Genomic DNA, 16,531 nt, shown 5'->3' on the forward strand with positions numbered 1-16,531 from the left:
CACTTCGCCTTCAACATGCTCCGCCGCGTCCACGACAAGCGATCCATCAAGCTGCGCAGAAAACGGGCTGCACGCAACAACCAGTACCTTCAGCACATACTCCAGCCCCCAGCCCGTTAACCCGGATTCAGAGCCGTGGAAGTGTCAAGGTTACGGTTGACGAGTTTTCGCGCCGTCCCATAGTGTTTCGACCGTACCCGGCCCCGCCGCCGGCCCGGAAGGGGGGCGTCGAAGGGAGCAAGCGACCGGGACGCCCCAACGGAGGACCACCATGACCGCACCGCTTCGTCCGCTCCGCGCCTTGGCGGTGGGCGCCGCCTTGTCTGCGTTTGCCGGCCCCGCGCTGGCCGATCTCGTGATCTCGAACTGGGACGGCTACATGGCGCCGGACGCGATCGCGGGCTTCACGGCGGCGACGGGCGAGGCCGCGGAGATGGTCGTGCACGCCACCAACGAGGAGATCATGGGCAAGCTCATCGCCTCGGGCGGCAAGGGCTTCGACGTGGTCTTCGTATCCTCGCCCTTCGCCGAGGTGCTGAACAAGATGGGGCTGCTGGAGCCCATCGACCCGGCGAAGGTGCCCAACCTCGCCAACCTCTATCCCGAGGCGACGGCGCTGCCGCACGACCCGGGCAATACCTTCTCTGTGCCCTATGCCTGGGGTACCACGGGCCTGTGCTACCGCTCCGACCTGGTCTCGCCCGAACCGACGAGCTGGAAGGACCTGCTGACCCCGTCCGAAGCCAACAGGGGCAAGGTCACGCTGCTCGGTACCGACCGCTGGCTGCTGGCTGCCGGCTTCTTGGCGCGCGGTTACTCGGTCAATGACACCGACCCGGCCCATCTCGACGAGGTCGTGGCCGACCTCACGGCCGCCAAGTCCACCATGCTGGCCTTCGACGACACGACCTTCTATTCCAAGCTGGTTTCGGGCGAGGCCACGCTGGCGCATGCCTGGGACGGCTGGTGCAACTACGGCATCGCCGAGAACCCCGCGATCAGGTTCACCGTGCCGGTCGAGGGGTCCGACCTGTGGGTGGACACGATGGTCGTGCTCAAGGCGTCGAACAACAAGGACGGCGCCTTCAAGTTCATCAACTACATCCTCGATGCCGACAACCACCGCTGGGCGGCTGAGAACATCCTCTACAAGGTGCCCAACAAGCCGGCGATGGATAGTCTGTCGCCTGATCTGGTCGCCAAGTTCCCGAACATGGGCATGACTCCCGCCGAGCTCCTGAAGCTCGAGCAGCTGCGCGACGTCGGCGACGCGGCGCGCGCCTATTCGCGGGCAGTCTCGGCGGTCAAGGCCGCAAACTGACGCGGGCGGGGATGGGCCTGGTGGTCCGCCCCGACCGAACAGTACTGTCCAGCATGCCCCTGCACACCGCCCGTTCGACCGCGTTGATGGCTCCGGCGCTGGCCTGGCTGGTGGCCCTGATGGTCCTGCCCTGCGCGCTGGTCCTCGCGCTGGCCTTCTTCCGGCGCGGGATCTACGGCGGGATCGACTACACCTTCACTCTCGAGAACTTCGCGCTGCTGGCCGATCCGCTCTATGCCGGCATCTTTCTCACCTCGGCCCGTGTCGCCGGCCTCGCCACGGCGATCGCGGTGGTGATCGGCTACGGCGCGGCCTATGCCATCGCCGCCGCGCCGCGCCGCCGCCAGCCGCTGCTGTTGTTCCTGGCGGTGTTGCCGTTCTGGTCCAACTACCTGATCCGCACCTATGCCTGGATCGTGCTGCTCAACCGCGAGGGGCTGCTGACGCAGGGCCTGCGGCTGCTGGGCTACACGGGCGAGCCGCCGTCGCTTCTCTACACCGAGGGGGCGGTGATCACGGGACTGGTCTACAACTATCTGCCCTTCGTCATCCTGGCCTGCTACGCGCCGCTGTCGCGACTGAACCCCGAGCTTGCGGAAGCCTCGCGCGATCTGGGCGCCGGGCGCTTCACCACCTTCCGGCGCGTGGTCCTTCCCGTGACGTTGCACGGCGTGGCCGCGGGGGCCGTCTTCGTCTTCGTGCTGTCGATCGGCAACTTCGTCACCCCGGCGCTGCTGGGCGGGGGCAAGTTCCAGATGATCGGCAACCTCGTCTATGCACAGTTCCTCACCGCCAACGACTGGCCCTTCGGCGCGGCCCTGTCAACGGCGCTGATCGCCATCATGCTGGTGCTGCTGCTCGTGCAGGCGCGGGCGACGGAGCGCGGGGCGGGACAGGCGCGGGAGGCCACCGATGGCTGAACCCGCGCCCGCCGTTCGCCGGGCGCTGGGCGCCCACCTCGCGCTGGTCTTCGCCTTCCTCTACGCGCCGATCGCCGTTCTGGCGGCGCTGTCGTTCAACGACGGCGGGCTGCCGACAGTCTGGACCGGCTTCTCGACGAAATGGTACGCGGCGCTTCTCGGCAATGCCGAGATCCTCGGTGCCGCGCGGAACACGCTGATCGTCGGCATCGTCTCCACCGCGATCGCCACCGTGCTCGGCACGGCCCTGGCGTTGGGCATCGAGACACGGGCGCGCCGGGGCCGGGCCATCGAGGCGCTGGTCTTTGCGCCCATGATCATCCCCGACATCGTGCTGGCGATCGCGCTGCTGTCGTTCTTCTCGCTGCTCGGGGTCCCGATGGGCCTGCACACGATCATCGTCAGCCACGTGGTCTTCAACCTGGCCTTCGTCTCGGCCGTGGTGCGGGCGCGGCTGAAGGGGTTCGACTGGTCGGTGACGGAGGCCTCGCGCGACCTCGGCGCCAGCGCCGCCACCACGTTCCGCAGGGTGACGCTGCCGCTGATCCTGCCCGCGGTCGTGGCCGGGGCGCTCCTGGCCTTCACGCTCTCGGTCGACGAGTTCATCATCGCCTTCTTCACCGCCGGGTCCGGGCGGGCTTCCACGACGCTGCCGATGCAGATCTACGCGATGATCCGCTTCGGCGTGACGCCCGAGGTCAATGCCCTGGCGGTGATCGTCATGCTGGTGTCGGTCGCGGCCGTGACGCTGGCGCAGCGGTTCGACCGCGGGATGGTCGCGCGATGAGCGTGCTTCTGGCCATCGAGGGCGTGACACGGCGTTTCGGCCCGGTGACGGCGCTTGACCGCGTGACCCTCGAGATCCGCGAGAACGAGTTCTTCGCACTCCTCGGCGCCTCGGGGTCAGGCAAGACGACGCTCCTGCGGATGCTCGCCGGCTTCGAGCAGCCCCAGGAAGGGAGGATCCGGCTCGACGGCGCCGACATCACCCGGTTGCCGCCGGAGCGCAGACCGGTGAACCTGATGTTCCAGTCCTACGCGCTGTTCCCGCACATGACTGTGCGCGGCAACGTCGCCTACGGGCTGGAGATGGAGCGCCTGCCGCGACGCGAGATCGACGCGCGGGTGAACGAGATCCTGGAGACGACCCAGCTTGCGGCGCTGGCCGAGCGCAGGCCCGATCAGCTTTCGGGCGGCCAGAAGCAGCGCGTGGCGCTGGCCCGCGCGCTGGTGAAGCGGCCGCGGCTGCTGCTTCTGGACGAGCCCCTGGGCGCGCTGGACAAGAAGCTTCGCGCGGCGATGCAGCTCGAACTCAAACGGTTGCAGCACGAGGTCGGGATCACCTTCGTCGTGGTGACGCACGATCAGGAGGAAGCGCTCGTCATGGCCGACCGCATCGCCATCCTGAGGGACGGACGCGTCGAGCAGGTGGGCACGCCGCACGAGGTCTACGAGGCCCCGTCGAACCGCAATGTCGCGGATTTCATCGGCCTGATGAACTTCTTCGAGGAGGGCGGCCGCACCCTGGCGATCAGGCCCGAGCGCATCGCGCTGTTCCCGACCGAGGCTGACCGGACGGTCGCAGGCCGGGTCGTCGCGCGGGCCTATCACGGCCTCGATCTGATGGTGCACGTTGCAACCCCGCTCGCGCCGCAGCCGCTGGTGGTGCGGGTCACGGCCGATGCCGCCGACCGGCGCCCGGTTGCGGAGGGCGATTCCGTCACGCTCGGCTGGAACACGGCCGATGTCCGAACCTTCGAGTCCTGAAGAGGGAGCTACCATGGCCCAGAAGACCTTTGCCTTCTTCCCCGAAGCGGCCTACGGCCCGGCGCTGAATTCGGTCGGGATTGCCCAGGCCGTCCAGGCGCTGGGCCACAGGGCGGTGTTCCTGTCCGACCCGGGCTTCGTGGCGGTCTACGAGGGTTACGGTTTCGAGGCCCATCCGGTGGCCCTGTCGGAACCGATGCCGCCCGAGCAGATGGCGAAGTTCTGGGAGGACTTCATCAATGGCCACATCCCGAACTTCCGCAAGTCGCCCTACGAGCAGATCGACACCTACGTGAAGGACTGCTGGACGGCGATCGTCGAAAGCGCCAAGTGGGCGCAGAAGGATCTGCCGGGCGTCCTGTCGCGCGTGAAGCCGGATGTCATCGCGGTGGACAACGTCATCCTCTTCCCGGCGATCAAGCAGTATGGCGTACCCTGGGTGCGCATCATCTCGTGTTCTGAGAACGAGATCGAGGACGAGGACATCCCGCCCCACCTTTCGGGCTGCGGCGAGAAGGACTACGCCTGTCACCGAGCCTTTCGCGAACGCTTCAACGAGGTCATCAAGCCGATCCACGACGATTTCAACGCCTTCCTCGAGCAGAACGGCGAGGCGCCGTATCCCCTGGGCCAGTTCTTCGAGACCTCGCCCTACCTCAATCTGCTGCTCTACCCCGAGCCGGTGAAGTTCACCCGCCGCCACCCGCTCGACCCGGCGCGGTTCCAATATCTAGAGGGCTGCGTGCGGAAGGAGGCGCCCTACGAGGTGCCGACCTTCGCCCGCAACAACGACGGGCCTCTGATCTATGTCTCCTTTGGCTCCCTGGGCGCGGGGGACACAGAGCTTCTGAAGCGGATCATCGCCGCGATCGGCAAGTCCCGCTTCCGCGCCCTCGTCAACATCGGCGACTATGCCTCCGCCTATTCCGACCTGCCGGACAATGTGCACGTGTCGAACTGGTTCCCGCAGCCCTCGGTCATCCCGCAGGTCGATGCGGTGATCCACCACGGCGGCAACAACTCCTTCACCGAGTGCCTCTATTTCGGCAAGCCCGCGATCATCATGCCCTACGTCTGGGACGGCCACGACAACGCCACCCGGGTGCAGGAGACCGGGCACGGCTTCAAGATGCCGCGCTACGACTGGACTGAGACCGAGCTTCTGGCCAAGCTCGAGGCCTGCCTCGCCGACAAGGCCATGGCGGCCCGTCTCGCGGCCACCTCGCGCCACATGCAGGCGCAGAACGGCCCGACCAAGGCGGCCAAGCTGCTGGAGGGGCTTCTGGCTTGAGCACCGCCCCGCATCTGCACGACGCTTCCACCCGCCAGGATCTGCTGGACTGGGGCCCCCAGCCCGACGCGATCTCGGGCGCCTCGCACTCGACCGGCCGGCTCGTGCACAAGGGGCCGGACAACCGGCCAGAGGTCGGCATCTGGGTCTGCACCCCGGGCTGTTGGCGCCTGACCATTCCGCGGGACGAATTCTGCCACTTCGTTGCCGGTCGGGCGACCTACAGGCACGACGGCGGCGAGGTGATCGAGATCACGCCCGGCACGGTCGTGTGCTTCCCCGCCGGCTGGACGGGAACCTGCGAGGTGCACGAGACCTTGCGTAACACCTACTACCTGACCGACAGGGAGCCCGCGCCATGAACCCGCCGCACCGGTCCGACCCCACCGTGGTCGCACCGGAGGGAGAGGAAGTCGTTATCGCCCCCGGTTCCGCCAAGTTCTCCGGCGCCGGATGGAGCGGCACCTGCATCGTTACCGAAACCGCGACCGAGGCCTGCATGAGCCGACAGGAGCCGACATGACCGCAACGCCGCTGATGCGCAGACCGCTCGAACAGACCGACCTCGTGGACTGGGGCGTGATTCCGACCATGCTGGAAGGCGCCTCGCACACCTCCGGACGTGTGATCCATAGAGGCCCGAACGGCGAGAGCGAATGCGGGCTCTGGGTCTGCACGCCGGGCAAGTGGGCCTGCCACGTCACCCGCGACGAGTTCTGCCACTTCCTCGATGGCCGCTGCACCTATGTCCACGAGAGCGGCGAGATCATCGAGATCATGCCCGATACCGTCGCCTTCTTCCCGCAGGGCTGGAAGGGCGTCTGCACCGTCCACGAGACGGTCCGCAAGGTGTACATGATCCGCTGACCGCCATGGCCTTCGACCCCGCCCGCCCGGTCTTCTACCTCTGCCCCGACTGGCTGCCGATGGCGGGGCCGGGGCGTCCCTCGCTCGACCCCGCCACATGGGAGGAGGTCGGCCGCACCGCCGAGGCCACGCCGGAGGAGATGCAGCGCGTGCTCGACGCTGCCAACCGGGCGCAGGCGGCCTGGAAGCGGCGCGACGCCAAGTCGCGCGCGAAGCTGCTCCACGATCTCGCCCATCGAATCGAGACGGCCGACCATCGGCCGGGCGCCATCCTGATGAGCCGTGAGATGGGCAAGCCCTATCCCGAGGCCATCGGCGAGATCGCCAACTGCGCGCAGGTGTTCCGCTACTATGCCGAGATGGCGCGGGACGAGGCCGGCAAGGTCGCCGGCACCACGCAGGTGGGCTCCTTCCAGCACGTGCGCTACGAGCCCTGCGGCGTGTCGGTGCACATCATGCCGTTCAACTTCCCTGTCCTCTTGCTGTGCTGGAGCGTGGCGGCCTCGCTGGCGGCGGGAAACGCCTGCGTCATCAAGCCAGCCCCGGCCACGACGCTCTGTACGCTGGACTTCATGAAGCATTTCTGCGGTCTCCCGGAGGGGCTCGTTTCCTGCCTGCCCGGCGGCGCGGCGCTGGCCGAGGCGCTGATCACCTCGCCGCAGACCCATGCCGTGGCCTTCACGGGCTCGGTGGCGGCGGGCCGCGCGGTGGGGGCCGCGGCGGGGCGGGCGATGAAGCCCGCGGTGATCGAGGCCGGCGGCTCGGACCCGATGATCGTCTGCGACAGCGCACCCCTGGAGATCGCCGCGGCAGGGGCGGTGACGGCGGCCTTCCACATGTCCGGCCAGGTCTGCACTTCGGCCGAACGGCTCTACGTCTTCGACGGTATCCACGACGCCTTCGTCGCAGAGTTCGTGCACCAGACGCTGCGCCTGCGGATCGGCAACGGGCTGGCACGGAGCGAGATCGGCCCCCTGGTCAGCGAGGCGGCGCGCGCCCGGGTGATGCGTCTCGTGGACGATGCCGTTGCCAAGGGCGCAAGGGTGGAGACCGGGGGGCGAATCCCCCCGGACCAGCCCAAGGGCTGGTTCTACGAGCCGACTATCCTGACCGGCTGCCGGGAGGACATGGCGCTGTTCTCCGAGGAGTGCTTCGGCCCCGTCGCGGCCATCGTCCGCGTGGCCAGCCTCGAGGAGGCGATCGAGCGGGCCAACGCCTCGCCCTTCGGCCTCGGCGCCTCGGTCTTCACCACCCGGCTCGACGAGGCGATGGAGGCGGCGGATCGGCTGGAGGCAGGCATGGTCTGGGTCAATAACCCGCTGATCGACAACGAAGCATTACCTTTCGGCGGCTGGAAGGCCTCGGGCCTCGGCCGGGAACTGGGGCGGCAGGGACTCGATGCGTTCCGGCGGTCGAAGATGGTCGTCATCGACCACAGGCCCGCGTTGCAGGACTGGTGGTATCCCTATCCCGACGACTGGTTCCTCGACGGCGGCGGGCGCAAGACCACCTGACGGGCGGCTGCGCGCCAGCCCCTCCCGGGCGGTCGTCGCGGCCGCCGGCCGGGGCGGCAAGGCAGCGGCGGGTGGGTTCGGGCGCCGACCTGCAGCCTGCCTCCTGACGGGTGCGCGTCGGCAGGGCGACACGACCGATGCCTGCGTCTGGCGCTGGCAGGAACGCTTCGCCGAGGAAGGGGGGCGAGGGCCTGCTGCGCGGCAAGACCCGGACATCGCGCATCAAGCCGCCCGAACAGGTGGTGATCGATCGGGTCTTGGCGCTGCCCACCATCGGACAGTGGGGCATGCAGGCGGTCGATCTGCGCTTGTGTCTGGCACTGAACGTAGAGCGAGAAGGTCTCGTGGAACTGGCCGAAGTAGGCACCGCCGTTGAGGGCGAGCAGTTCCGAGCCGTTCAGATGAAAACGGATGGTCGTCACGGTTTCTGCCGGGCCGGGTAAGTGTTCCTGCGGCGGGCCGTGCAGGCGTTTCAGCGTCTCGATCTCGGCCTCCGAGAAGACGGTGCGGCCGACCTCCTCCGCCGTGCCGAAGACCGCGCGGAAGAGGTCGATATGGAAGCGGCTTCGGTCCGTTCGGCATTCGCGAAAGCAACGCACGGCAGGCGTGACGTCATGTGCGCTTCTCCGGCTGCGACCGCGCATGGGGCGCCGAGTGGTGCTCGTGCACGATGCGCCAGCGCCCTTCCCGCTTCTCGAGGCCGAGCGTCAGGCGGCAGACGGGCGCCGCCGAGCCGCCGATGCGCAACAGGCCGCTCGCGAAGGCCACGCGCTCGCCCGCCGTCACCCGCAAATCCTCGATGACGAAGAGATCGGGCGCCGGTCGTCCATAGGCGTAGAACAGGTCCCACGTCTTGCGGTAGGCCTCGAGGCCCAGCGACTGCAAGGGCTCCGGCACGTCGAACATGACGATGTCCTCGCCATGATCAGCGATAATCCCCTCCATGTCGCCCGCCTGGATGGCGCGCTCCCAGCAGCGGATGAGAGAGGTGACTTCGGCAGCCGCATCCACGGCTCACCCCGCGGGGATCTCCGGCTCTACGAGCCGCGTCAGGAGCTCGAAGGACTGCTGCCAGCCCAGGCGACAGGCCTCGGGCGGTATGGCGTCGGGCAGCCCCGCCTGCTCCACCGTGAGCTCCGTGCCGACGGAGACGGGGCGCAGGGTGTAGGTCATCAGCATCTCGCCGGGCAGGCCCTCGTCGTCGAAGCGGTCGGTGGCGACGAGCTTCTCGTTCGGTTTCACCTCGCGGTAGCTGCCGCCGAAGCCGTGCCTGTGCCCGGTGCCGAGATTGATGAAGCTCATGCGGTAATGCCCGCCCTCGCGCAGGTCCAGCTCGTGCACCTCGGCCACGAAGCCGTCGGGCGGGTTCCATTTGGCGATCGCCGCAGGCGTTGTCAGCGCGCGCCAGAGGCGCTCGGGCGGCGCGCGGAAAACGCGGATTTGGGTCAGTGTGTAGGGCATGGCCGCTCCGTTCAAGCCGGTCGTGTGGAATCCACCGTGACCATCCAGGGCACGCCGAACCGGTCGGTGACCATGCCGAAACAGGGTGACCAGAATGTCGGGCCGATCGGCATGGTGATGCGGCCGCCGTCGGCCAGCGCATCGAAAGCGTGACGGGCGTCGCTCTCGCTGTCGTATTGCAGGGAGAGCGAAAAACCGCCCAGAGACTGCCCGGTCATCGCACCGCCATCGGACAGCATCACGCGCGCCTCACCGATGAGCAAACTGGCGTGCATGATCTTGTTCTCGAATCCGGCCGGCAGTCGCCCGTCCGGATGCGGGTCGGGGCTTTCCGAGAACCGCATTTTCATGTCCACCTTGGCCCCCAGGGCTCTTTCGTAAAATCCCAAGGCTTCCTCGGCTCGCCCGTTGAAGTGCAGGTATGGCTCAATCTTCATCGCGATTTCCTTCGCTTGCGGGAGGACAAGAGCATCGCGATATGGCGTTTCAGATGTTCGATCGCATCGAGCGCCATGCGCGGATCGTTCATCGCCTTGGCGAGCACGAAGCCGCCCTGCAGCACCGTCTGGATGTGAAACGCGAGGCTCTCCGCGCTCCAGCCGGCTTGCGGCGCGTACCTCTGCTTTGCCGCTTCGATGGTCGGCACGAGGGTTTGCGCATGCGCCGCAATCCCCGCGCCGCACGCCGCCTGAAGCGTCGGGTGGCTGGCAAAGGTCTCCTGCACCAGGGTACCGAGCAGACAGGTGAACTCGGGTAGCGCGCCGCGCACCAGCGCCGCACGGAAGTCGAGATAGGCGAGCAGCCGCGCGCGCGGATCGTCGATCTTCCGGTAGGGCGCATTCGCAAAGAGCTCACCCGTCGTCTCGTTCCAATGGGCAATCGCCGCGAGCGCCGCGGCTTCCTTGCTGTCGAAGTGATGGAAGAAGCTGCCCTTGGTGACACTTGCCGCCGCGCACAGGTCGTCGATCGTCGTGGCGGTGTAGCCCTTGGTGCGGAATACGGTGAGCGCGGCGTCGAGAACGCGCCGGCGCGACCCTTCGCCCCGCGGCGTTGCCGCCGGTCTTTGCTCTGCTGCTGCCGCCCTTTGCGCCGCCATGCTCGTGTCCATACCAATTGGTTGGTATAGAACTAGACCAACTGATCGGTATGGTCAAGGACATCGACGCGTGACGCTTGTCCGTTGTTCGCCTGCGGGCGTGCATTCTCTGCTGCCTCTGCTGCGAAGGATCGGTCTGCATCGCCCCTCGTTCTCGCTCGCAGCAGCGCAGCGGCGAGGTCGGCTCGAGTGCGCCCGTACGGTTGCACGCCTGCCGATGCAGGATGCGGCTGACGGTCGCCGGCACGACGCCGATCGCCGCGACGATCTGCGTACCGGTCCGGCGCCGCCGAGCCTGCCAGTTCTTCCGATCCGCCAAACCGACAGCCCGGCCCGCGCTGATCTGCCCGATGGCGCGGCCGCGCTCGGGCGATGGTTGCCTCGCCGCTGCGTGGATGCAATGCTTGGCGACGTCCCCCTCAGAAACGTCCTTGCCGGATCGCGCCGATGCTCTGGGATTTCTCCCTCGCAACCTCGCTCAAGGCATTGGTCCGCACCTGGCCGTTCGTCCTCGCGCGGATGCTCGTCTACGGACTTGTGGCGATGGCCTATGTGCTGGCGACAGGCACCGGTGCGACGGTTGGCTGGGGGCTCGGCGCGCTCGGCGAGCCGGGCTTCCGCCTCGCGGCGACAGTCATTGGCGGCGCTGCCGGATTCGGCATCGTTTCCCTGTTCCTGTTTCTGGCCCGCGAATGGTTTCTGTACGTGCTGAAGGCCGGGCACATCGCCATGCTGGTGGCGGTGCTCGACGGCGTGCCGCTGCCCTCGGGACTCGCCCAGCTGCCCACCGCAGCGCGGGTGGTCAGGGCACGCTTCATCGAAGCCAATGTGCTGTTCGTCGTCGACCGGATGGTGATGGGGGTGATCCGGGTCGTCAGCGGAATCGTCGATGTCGCCTCGACGGTGGTGCCGGTGCCCGGTCTCGCGCGGCTGGTGCGGGCCGTGCTCAAGGTTGCGCTCGGCTTCGTCGACGAGGTGATCCTCGCCTACAACATCCGCATCGGATCCACCAATCCGTTCCAGACAGCGCAGGACGCCCTGGTTCTCTATGCCCAGAACGCGGGCTGGATCCTCAAGAACGCGATCTGGCTGGTGCTGATGGTCTGGAGCATGACATTTCTGGCCTTCCTGGTCTTCCTTGTGCCAGCGGCGATCGCGCTGCACCTGTTCCCGGGACCCGTCGCCAATCTCGGCTTCGTCCTGGCGATGGTCTTCGCGCTCTGCCTCAAGGCGGCACTTCTCGAGCCCTTCGCCGTCGCCTCGCTGATCCAGGTCTACTTCCGCGCCATCGAGGGCCAGACACCCCGCGCCGACTGGCGCGCGCATCTCGACGAGGTGTCGTCGCGCTTCCGCGGACTCGGTGCTGCGGCCCGCAGCTTCGCCGCGTCACCGACCGATCGGCCGGCTGCACCAGCACGATCGGACGCGGCCTGACAGCAATCCCTCGCGCGAACAGGTGACGGTCACGGTCCAGGCCGATCAGCTGCGGGCGATCCGGCTGGCCGCGCACCGGGATCTGCGGTCGTCGCGCCATATCCGTTTGGTCTATGATCTCCTGGCCTGGCGCGTTCGCGTGCTGAGACAGGTCCGAGGTGGGCGTGGAGCCACGTACGATCCTGATCACCGGCTGTTCCAGCGGCATCGGAGCCGATGCGGCGCGGACGCTTCTGCTCCGCGGCTGGCGGGTGTTTGCCGCTGCGCGCAAGTGGCAGGACGTCGCGCGGCTGGCCGGCGAGGGGCTGGAGGCCGTCCATCTCGACTATGCCGACGAGGTTTCCATCGCGCGTGCCGTGGAAGACGTGCTCGCTGCGACCGGCGGCCGGCTCGACGCCATCTTCAACAATGGCGCCTATGCGCTGCCGGGCGCGGTCGAGGACCTGCCGACCGAGGGCCTGCGCGCCCAGTTCGAGGCGAACCTGTTCGGCTGGCATGCGCTGACGCGGCGCGTGATCCCGGTCATGCGCCGCCAGCGCGGCGGCCGCATCGTCCAGTGTTCCTCGGTGCTCGGTTACATCCCGATGAAGTACCGGGGCGCCTACATCGCCTCCAAGTTTGCGCTGGAGGGACTGAGCGAGACGCTCAGGCTCGAACTTCTCGGCACCGGCATCGAGGTCGTGCTGATCCAGCCCGGTCCGATCGCCACGCGGTTCGACACCAACGCGCTGTCGGCAATGCGCGCCACGATCGATATCGAGGGATCGGTGCATCGCGAGGAATACCATCGCCGCATCGCGCGCATGGAGCGCGGCGGATCGTCGTCGCCGTTCAAGCTCGGTCCGCAGGCCGTCACCGCCGCGCTGATCCGGGCGCTCGAGGCACCTCGCCCGCGGCCGCGCTACCGGGTGACGGTGCCAAGCCATGTCGCGGCGCTCCTGCGCCGGGCGCTGCCGACCTCGGCGCTGCACCGCTTCCTCGCCCGCGCCTCCGACCGGGAGACGTGACAGCGTGCGCGCGCGCGCCATGTCTGGTAAGAGCGTGTTCGGTCGGGGCGAGGATCCCGGCTCCGGAACGAGATGAGATGACGGCGTTCTTCACCGACTATGTCGTTGGCATCGCCCTCGCCGCGGTGGCTGTGGTGTTGCTGCTCGGCCTCCTCAATATGATGCGCGGCGGCAGCCCGAACCTGTCCCAGAAGCTCATGCGCTGGCGTGTCGGCCTGCAGTTCCTCGCGATCTGCGTGATCATGGTGGCCATCTGGCTGATGCACGACTGAGCGGCGAGGCGATCGGCGGGTGCAGCGGGGCGGCAAGCGATGGTCGTGCTCAACAAGATCTACACGAGAACCGGCGATGACGGCACCACCGGGCTGTCGACGGGCGAACGGCGGCCGAAATACGATCTCAGGGTTTCCGCCTACGGGACCGTCGACGAGACGAATGCGGCGATCGGTCTGGCCCGGCTGCATACCGGCGCCGACCCGGCGCTCGCCGAGCTCGACGCGATGCTCGCGCGCATCCAGAACGACCTGTTCGATCTCGGCGCCGATTTGTGCACGCCGGACAGCGGCGAGGAACTCGGCTGGGAGCCGCTGAGGATCGTGCCGCAACAGGTCGAACGGCTCGAGCGCGAGATCGACATGCTGAATTCGGAGCTGACGACGCTGCGTTCCTTCGTGCTGCCTGGCGGAAGCCCGGCGTCCGCCCATCTGCATCTCGCGCGCACGATCTCGCGCCGGGCCGAACGGCTGATGGTCGAATTGGCCGCGCAGCCGGGCGAGCGGGTCGGGGAGGCAGCTTTGAGGTTCATCAACCGCCTGTCGGACTTCCTGTTCGTTGCGAGCCGCTGGGCCAATGGCAAGGGTGCGAACGAGGTGCTCTGGGTTGCCGGCCAGAACCGCTGAGCGACGTTAAGACGGACCGATCGATGGTCCATCATCCCCGGCCTGGCGCATGGACGGACGGGCGGCGATGATCGTGCACATGGCGATGAGGCTGCTGGCCGCCGTGCGGCGGCAGAGACCCCCATCCAGCCCACTTGAATGGGGGGCGCTCCGCCTGTGAGGGGGCGACGGCAAGAAGTGGTCCGCTGCCGTTCGTCGGCGACGATTTCTCCGGGACCGATGTGGAGAATGTCCTGTAGGATGCGGCCCCGTCGAGGACGAGGCGATATGCGGCAGGGGGCGGCGGCCGATGTTCATTCCACTCAGCGATGCCAATGCGTTGCGGCATCTGCGCTTCCAGTACGTTACCGTCACGCTGATCGCGATCAATATGCTGGTCTATGTCTTCTTCGTCTCCGGCGTGTTCGGCGATGCGCTGGAGGCGACGGCCTATTCCTTCGGCGTGGTGCCGGCTGTCTATAACGACTATGCGACGCTGCCGGAGGAGTACGATCTCATTCCGGCCTGGGCGACGCTGATCACCTATCAGTTCGTGCATGGCGGGTTCCTGCACCTTGTCGGCAACATGCTGTTCCTGTGGGTGTTCGGCGACAATGTCGAGGACGCGCTGGGCCATTTCCGGTTTCTGGTCTTCTACCTCTTGTGCGGCGTGGCCGCGGCGCTGGTGCACGACCTCGTGCATCCGACATCGGAGGTGCCGCTGGTCGGTGCCAGCGGCGCGGTTTCGGGCGTCATCGCCGCCTATCTGATGCTGCATCCACGCGTGCAGGTCTGGGTGCTGGTGCTGTGGCGGGTGCCGTTGCGGCTGCGCGCGGTCTGGGTGCTGAGCTTCTGGGTGCTGCTGCAGGTCGGCATGCTTTTCGGCGCCGACGAGCAGGACAATACGGCCTGGTGGGCGCATATCGGTGGGCTGGCCGCCGGTGCCGTGCTGGTCCTCGTCATGCGGCGGCCGGGGGTGGTGCTGTTCGACAGGGATCTGCCTCGGGTGTCGCAGCTGCGCGGCGGACGTTCCGGCCAGCGTTGACTTGGCGAATACCCGCAATTACGGTCCGCCCCGCCCGGGTCAGCGCCGCGCCGCCCAGGCGGGGCCGGCAAGGCCGCAGCCGGCATCGGCGGCAGTGCGGCTTGTCCCGGATCCGTTCATTTCCCCACCGAGGGAGTTGCACTCCATGAAGGTACTGGTGCCCGTCAAGCGGGTGGTCGACTACAATGTCAAGATCAGGGTCAAGGGCGACGGGTCCGGCGTCGATCTGGCCAATGTGAAGATGTCGATGAATCCGTTCGACGAGATCGCCGTGGAAGAGGCGATCCGGCTGAAGGAGAAGGGCAAGGCCGACGAGATCGTCGCCGTCTCCATTGGTCCGGCCCAGGCCGCCGAAACCATCCGCACTGCGCTGGCGATGGGTGCTGACCGCGGCATTCTGGTCAAGACAGACGGGCCGGTGGAGCCGCTGGCCGTCGCCAAGATCCTCAAGGCGATCGTGGAAGCGGAAGCACCCGGACTGGTCATCCTCGGCAAGCAGGCGATCGACGACGATGCCAACCAGACCGGCCAGATGCTGGCTGCGCTGCTCGGCTGGCCCCAGGGCACCTTCGCCTCCAAGGTCGAGATCGGCGATGGCTCGGTCACCGTCACGCGCGAAGTCGACGGCGGCCTTCAGACGGTGCGGCTGCAGGCACCGGCGATCGTCACCACCGATCTGCGCCTCAACGAGCCGCGCTACGCCTCGCTGCCGAACATCATGAAGGCAAAGAAGAAGCCGATCGAGGAGAAGACGCCGGGCGACTATGGCGTCGATGTCGCGCCGCGCCTGCAGATTCTCAAGACGAGCGAGCCGCCCGGCCGCAAGGCCGGCGTGAAGGTGGAGTCCGTTGCCGCGCTGGTCGACAAGTTGAAGAATGAAGCGGGAGTGATCTGATGGCCGTTCTGCTGATCGCGGAGCACGACAACTCCGAGCTGAAGGACCTCACCGCCAAGACGATGAGCGCCGCCAAGGCGATCGGCGGCGAGATCGACGTTCTGGTCGCGGGCAAGGGCTGTGCCAGCGTCGCAGAGGCCGCAGCCAGGCTCGACGGTGTCCGCAAGGTCCTGCTGGCGGAGGCCGACGGTCTCGAGCACAAGCTCGCCGAGCCGATGGCGGCACTCGTTGCCTCGCTTGCCGGCGGCTACGACGCGATCGTCGCGGCGGCGACCACGAGCGCAAAGAACTTCATGCCGCGCGTCGCTGCGCTGCTGGATGTGATGCAGGTCTCAGAGATCACCGCGGTCGTGGCGCCCGACACCTTCGAGCGGCCGATCTATGCGGGCAACGCGATCCAGACCGTGAAATCGACCGATCCGAAGAAGGTCGTCACCGTTCGGGCGACGGCGTTCCCGGCGGTGGGCTCCGGCGGCTCGGCTGTGGTTGAGACGGTAAGCGTGCCCGAGCTTCCCGCCGTCTCGGAGTTCCTGGGCGAGGAGTTGACCAAGTCGGACCGTCCTGAACTGACATCCGCCCGGGTAGTGGTCTCGGGCGGCCGCGGCATGGGCAGCCACGAGAACTTCGAGAAGTATCTGATGCCGGTCGCCGACCGGCTGGGGGCGGCGATCGGCGCCAGCCGCGCGGCGGTCGATGCCGGCTACATGTCGAACGATTACCAGGTCGGCCAGACCGGCAAGGTGGTCGCTCCGGATCTCTACATCGCCGTCGGAATCTCGGGTGCGATCCAGCACCTGGCCGGCATGAAGGATTCGAAAGTCATCGTCGCCATCAACAAGGACGAGGAGGCACCGATCTTTCAGGTCGCCGACTATGGCCTCGTCGGCGACCTGTTCCAGGTGCTCCCGGAACTGGAACAGGAACTGGCGAAGGCCGGGAAGTGAGGCGGTGCCGATTCGGCTTCACGGCGGCGTGCCGCCGTGCTAGCCCGTGGCAGGCAGTATCAGGAGAGACCCAAGCGTGACCGACGACACC

The 16,531-nt window shown here is 67.5% G+C and carries 21 protein-coding genes; 16 read left to right on the forward strand and 5 right to left on the reverse strand.

The annotated features are described in order from the left end of the window. The first annotated feature begins 271 nt into the window (after positions 1 to 271). The 9 genes from EDC22_RS17210 to EDC22_RS17245 all read left to right on the forward strand — a co-directional run bounded on the left by EDC22_RS17210 (position 272) and on the right by EDC22_RS17245 (position 7,680). On the forward strand, positions 272 to 1,321 hold the full coding sequence (locus EDC22_RS17210) for a polyamine ABC transporter substrate-binding protein (RefSeq protein WP_132807915.1): 1,050 nt from the start codon (positions 272 to 274) through the stop codon (positions 1,319 to 1,321). 86 nt (positions 1,322 to 1,407) lie between these two features. Then, positions 1,408 to 2,241 (forward strand): ABC transporter permease, encoded by an 834-nt coding sequence (locus EDC22_RS17215; protein ID WP_132807960.1) that lies wholly within the window; start codon positions 1,408 to 1,410, stop codon positions 2,239 to 2,241. Beyond that, the gene (locus EDC22_RS17220; protein ID WP_132807916.1) at positions 2,234 to 3,028 is read left to right on the forward strand and encodes an ABC transporter permease; all 795 of its coding nucleotides are present in this window, start codon (positions 2,234 to 2,236) and stop codon (positions 3,026 to 3,028) included. The genes EDC22_RS17215 and EDC22_RS17220 overlap by 8 nt, the downstream gene beginning before the upstream one ends. Beyond that, positions 3,025 to 4,008, forward strand: coding sequence for an ABC transporter ATP-binding protein (locus EDC22_RS17225; RefSeq protein WP_132807917.1), 984 nt, complete (start codon positions 3,025 to 3,027; stop codon positions 4,006 to 4,008). The genes EDC22_RS17220 and EDC22_RS17225 overlap by 4 nt, the downstream gene beginning before the upstream one ends. Before the next feature lie 13 nt (positions 4,009 to 4,021). Further along, the gene (locus EDC22_RS17230) at positions 4,022 to 5,299 is read left to right on the forward strand and encodes a glycosyltransferase (RefSeq protein WP_132807918.1); all 1,278 of its coding nucleotides are present in this window, start codon (positions 4,022 to 4,024) and stop codon (positions 5,297 to 5,299) included. Then, positions 5,296 to 5,661, forward strand: coding sequence for a cupin domain-containing protein (locus tag EDC22_RS17235; protein WP_132807919.1), 366 nt, complete (start codon positions 5,296 to 5,298; stop codon positions 5,659 to 5,661). The genes EDC22_RS17230 and EDC22_RS17235 overlap by 4 nt, the downstream gene beginning before the upstream one ends. Next, complete coding sequence (locus EDC22_RS17980; protein WP_165926964.1) at positions 5,658 to 5,822, forward strand: hypothetical protein; 165 nt, start codon at positions 5,658 to 5,660, stop codon at positions 5,820 to 5,822. The genes EDC22_RS17235 and EDC22_RS17980 overlap by 4 nt, the downstream gene beginning before the upstream one ends. Continuing rightward, positions 5,819 to 6,166: a cupin domain-containing protein gene (locus EDC22_RS17240; protein ID WP_132807920.1), complete on the forward strand. Its 348-nt coding sequence runs from the start codon at positions 5,819 to 5,821 to the stop codon at positions 6,164 to 6,166. Before EDC22_RS17980 ends, EDC22_RS17240 begins: the two co-directional genes overlap by 4 nt. A 5-nt stretch (positions 6,167 to 6,171) precedes the next feature. Continuing rightward, a complete protein-coding gene (locus EDC22_RS17245) occupies positions 6,172 to 7,680 on the forward strand; it encodes an aldehyde dehydrogenase family protein (RefSeq protein WP_132807921.1) in 1,509 nt (502 codons plus the stop codon). Here EDC22_RS17245 and EDC22_RS18315 read toward each other — a convergent pair. From EDC22_RS18315 to EDC22_RS17270, 5 genes are read right to left on the reverse strand one after another with little or no spacing between them, the layout of a single operon-like run. Next, the gene (locus EDC22_RS18315; RefSeq protein WP_132807922.1) at positions 7,632 to 8,324 is read right to left on the reverse strand and encodes a VOC family protein; all 693 of its coding nucleotides are present in this window, start codon (positions 8,322 to 8,324) and stop codon (positions 7,632 to 7,634) included. The two genes, EDC22_RS17245 and EDC22_RS18315, sit on opposite strands and share 49 nt — an antisense overlap. Beyond that, positions 8,293 to 8,691, reverse strand: coding sequence for a YybH family protein (locus EDC22_RS17255; protein ID WP_132807923.1), 399 nt, complete (start codon positions 8,689 to 8,691; stop codon positions 8,293 to 8,295). Before EDC22_RS17255 ends, EDC22_RS18315 begins: the two co-directional genes overlap by 32 nt. Positions 8,692 to 8,694: 3 nt before the next feature. Beyond that, positions 8,695 to 9,141 (reverse strand): SRPBCC family protein, encoded by a 447-nt coding sequence (locus EDC22_RS17260; RefSeq protein WP_132807924.1) that lies wholly within the window; start codon positions 9,139 to 9,141, stop codon positions 8,695 to 8,697. A gap of 11 nt (positions 9,142 to 9,152) precedes the next feature. Beyond that, on the reverse strand, positions 9,153 to 9,578 hold the full coding sequence (locus tag EDC22_RS17265) for a VOC family protein (protein WP_132807925.1): 426 nt from the start codon (positions 9,576 to 9,578) through the stop codon (positions 9,153 to 9,155). Continuing rightward, positions 9,575 to 10,237 carry a TetR/AcrR family transcriptional regulator gene (locus EDC22_RS17270; RefSeq protein WP_132807926.1) on the reverse strand — a complete coding sequence of 221 codons (663 nt, stop codon included), beginning with the start codon at positions 10,235 to 10,237 and terminating at the stop codon, positions 9,575 to 9,577. The genes EDC22_RS17265 and EDC22_RS17270 overlap by 4 nt, the downstream gene beginning before the upstream one ends. Positions 10,238 to 10,684: 447 nt before the next feature. Here EDC22_RS17270 and EDC22_RS17275 point away from each other — a divergent pair, with 447 nt between their 5' ends. From EDC22_RS17275 to EDC22_RS17305, 7 genes are all read left to right on the forward strand, one after another. Then, a complete protein-coding gene (locus EDC22_RS17275) occupies positions 10,685 to 11,671 on the forward strand; it encodes a hypothetical protein (protein ID WP_132807928.1) in 987 nt (328 codons plus the stop codon). 164 nt (positions 11,672 to 11,835) lie between these two features. Further along, positions 11,836 to 12,678, forward strand: coding sequence for an SDR family oxidoreductase (locus tag EDC22_RS17280; RefSeq protein WP_132807930.1), 843 nt, complete (start codon positions 11,836 to 11,838; stop codon positions 12,676 to 12,678). Between the two features lie 77 nt (positions 12,679 to 12,755). Continuing rightward, a complete protein-coding gene (locus tag EDC22_RS17285) occupies positions 12,756 to 12,950 on the forward strand; it encodes a twin transmembrane helix small protein (protein ID WP_132807932.1) in 195 nt (64 codons plus the stop codon). Positions 12,951 to 12,989: 39 nt separating this feature from the next. Beyond that, on the forward strand, positions 12,990 to 13,577 hold the full coding sequence (locus EDC22_RS17290; protein ID WP_132807933.1) for a cob(I)yrinic acid a,c-diamide adenosyltransferase: 588 nt from the start codon (positions 12,990 to 12,992) through the stop codon (positions 13,575 to 13,577). Positions 13,578 to 13,866: 289 nt separating this feature from the next. Continuing rightward, positions 13,867 to 14,601: a rhomboid family intramembrane serine protease gene (locus EDC22_RS17295; RefSeq protein WP_132807935.1), complete on the forward strand. Its 735-nt coding sequence runs from the start codon at positions 13,867 to 13,869 to the stop codon at positions 14,599 to 14,601. Positions 14,602 to 14,746: 145 nt separating this feature from the next. After that, positions 14,747 to 15,496, forward strand: a complete 750-nt coding sequence (locus EDC22_RS17300) for an electron transfer flavoprotein subunit beta/FixA family protein (RefSeq protein WP_132807937.1) — start codon at positions 14,747 to 14,749, stop codon at positions 15,494 to 15,496. Further along, on the forward strand, positions 15,496 to 16,440 hold the full coding sequence (locus tag EDC22_RS17305) for an electron transfer flavoprotein subunit alpha/FixB family protein (protein ID WP_132807939.1): 945 nt from the start codon (positions 15,496 to 15,498) through the stop codon (positions 16,438 to 16,440). Before EDC22_RS17300 ends, EDC22_RS17305 begins: the two co-directional genes overlap by 1 nt. Positions 16,441 to 16,531 lie beyond the last annotated feature (91 nt).

Origin of the sequence: Tepidamorphus gemmatus (assembly GCF_004346195.1) — a bacterium.
Taxonomy (GTDB): Bacteria; Pseudomonadota; Alphaproteobacteria; order Rhizobiales; family Tepidamorphaceae; genus Tepidamorphus; species Tepidamorphus gemmatus.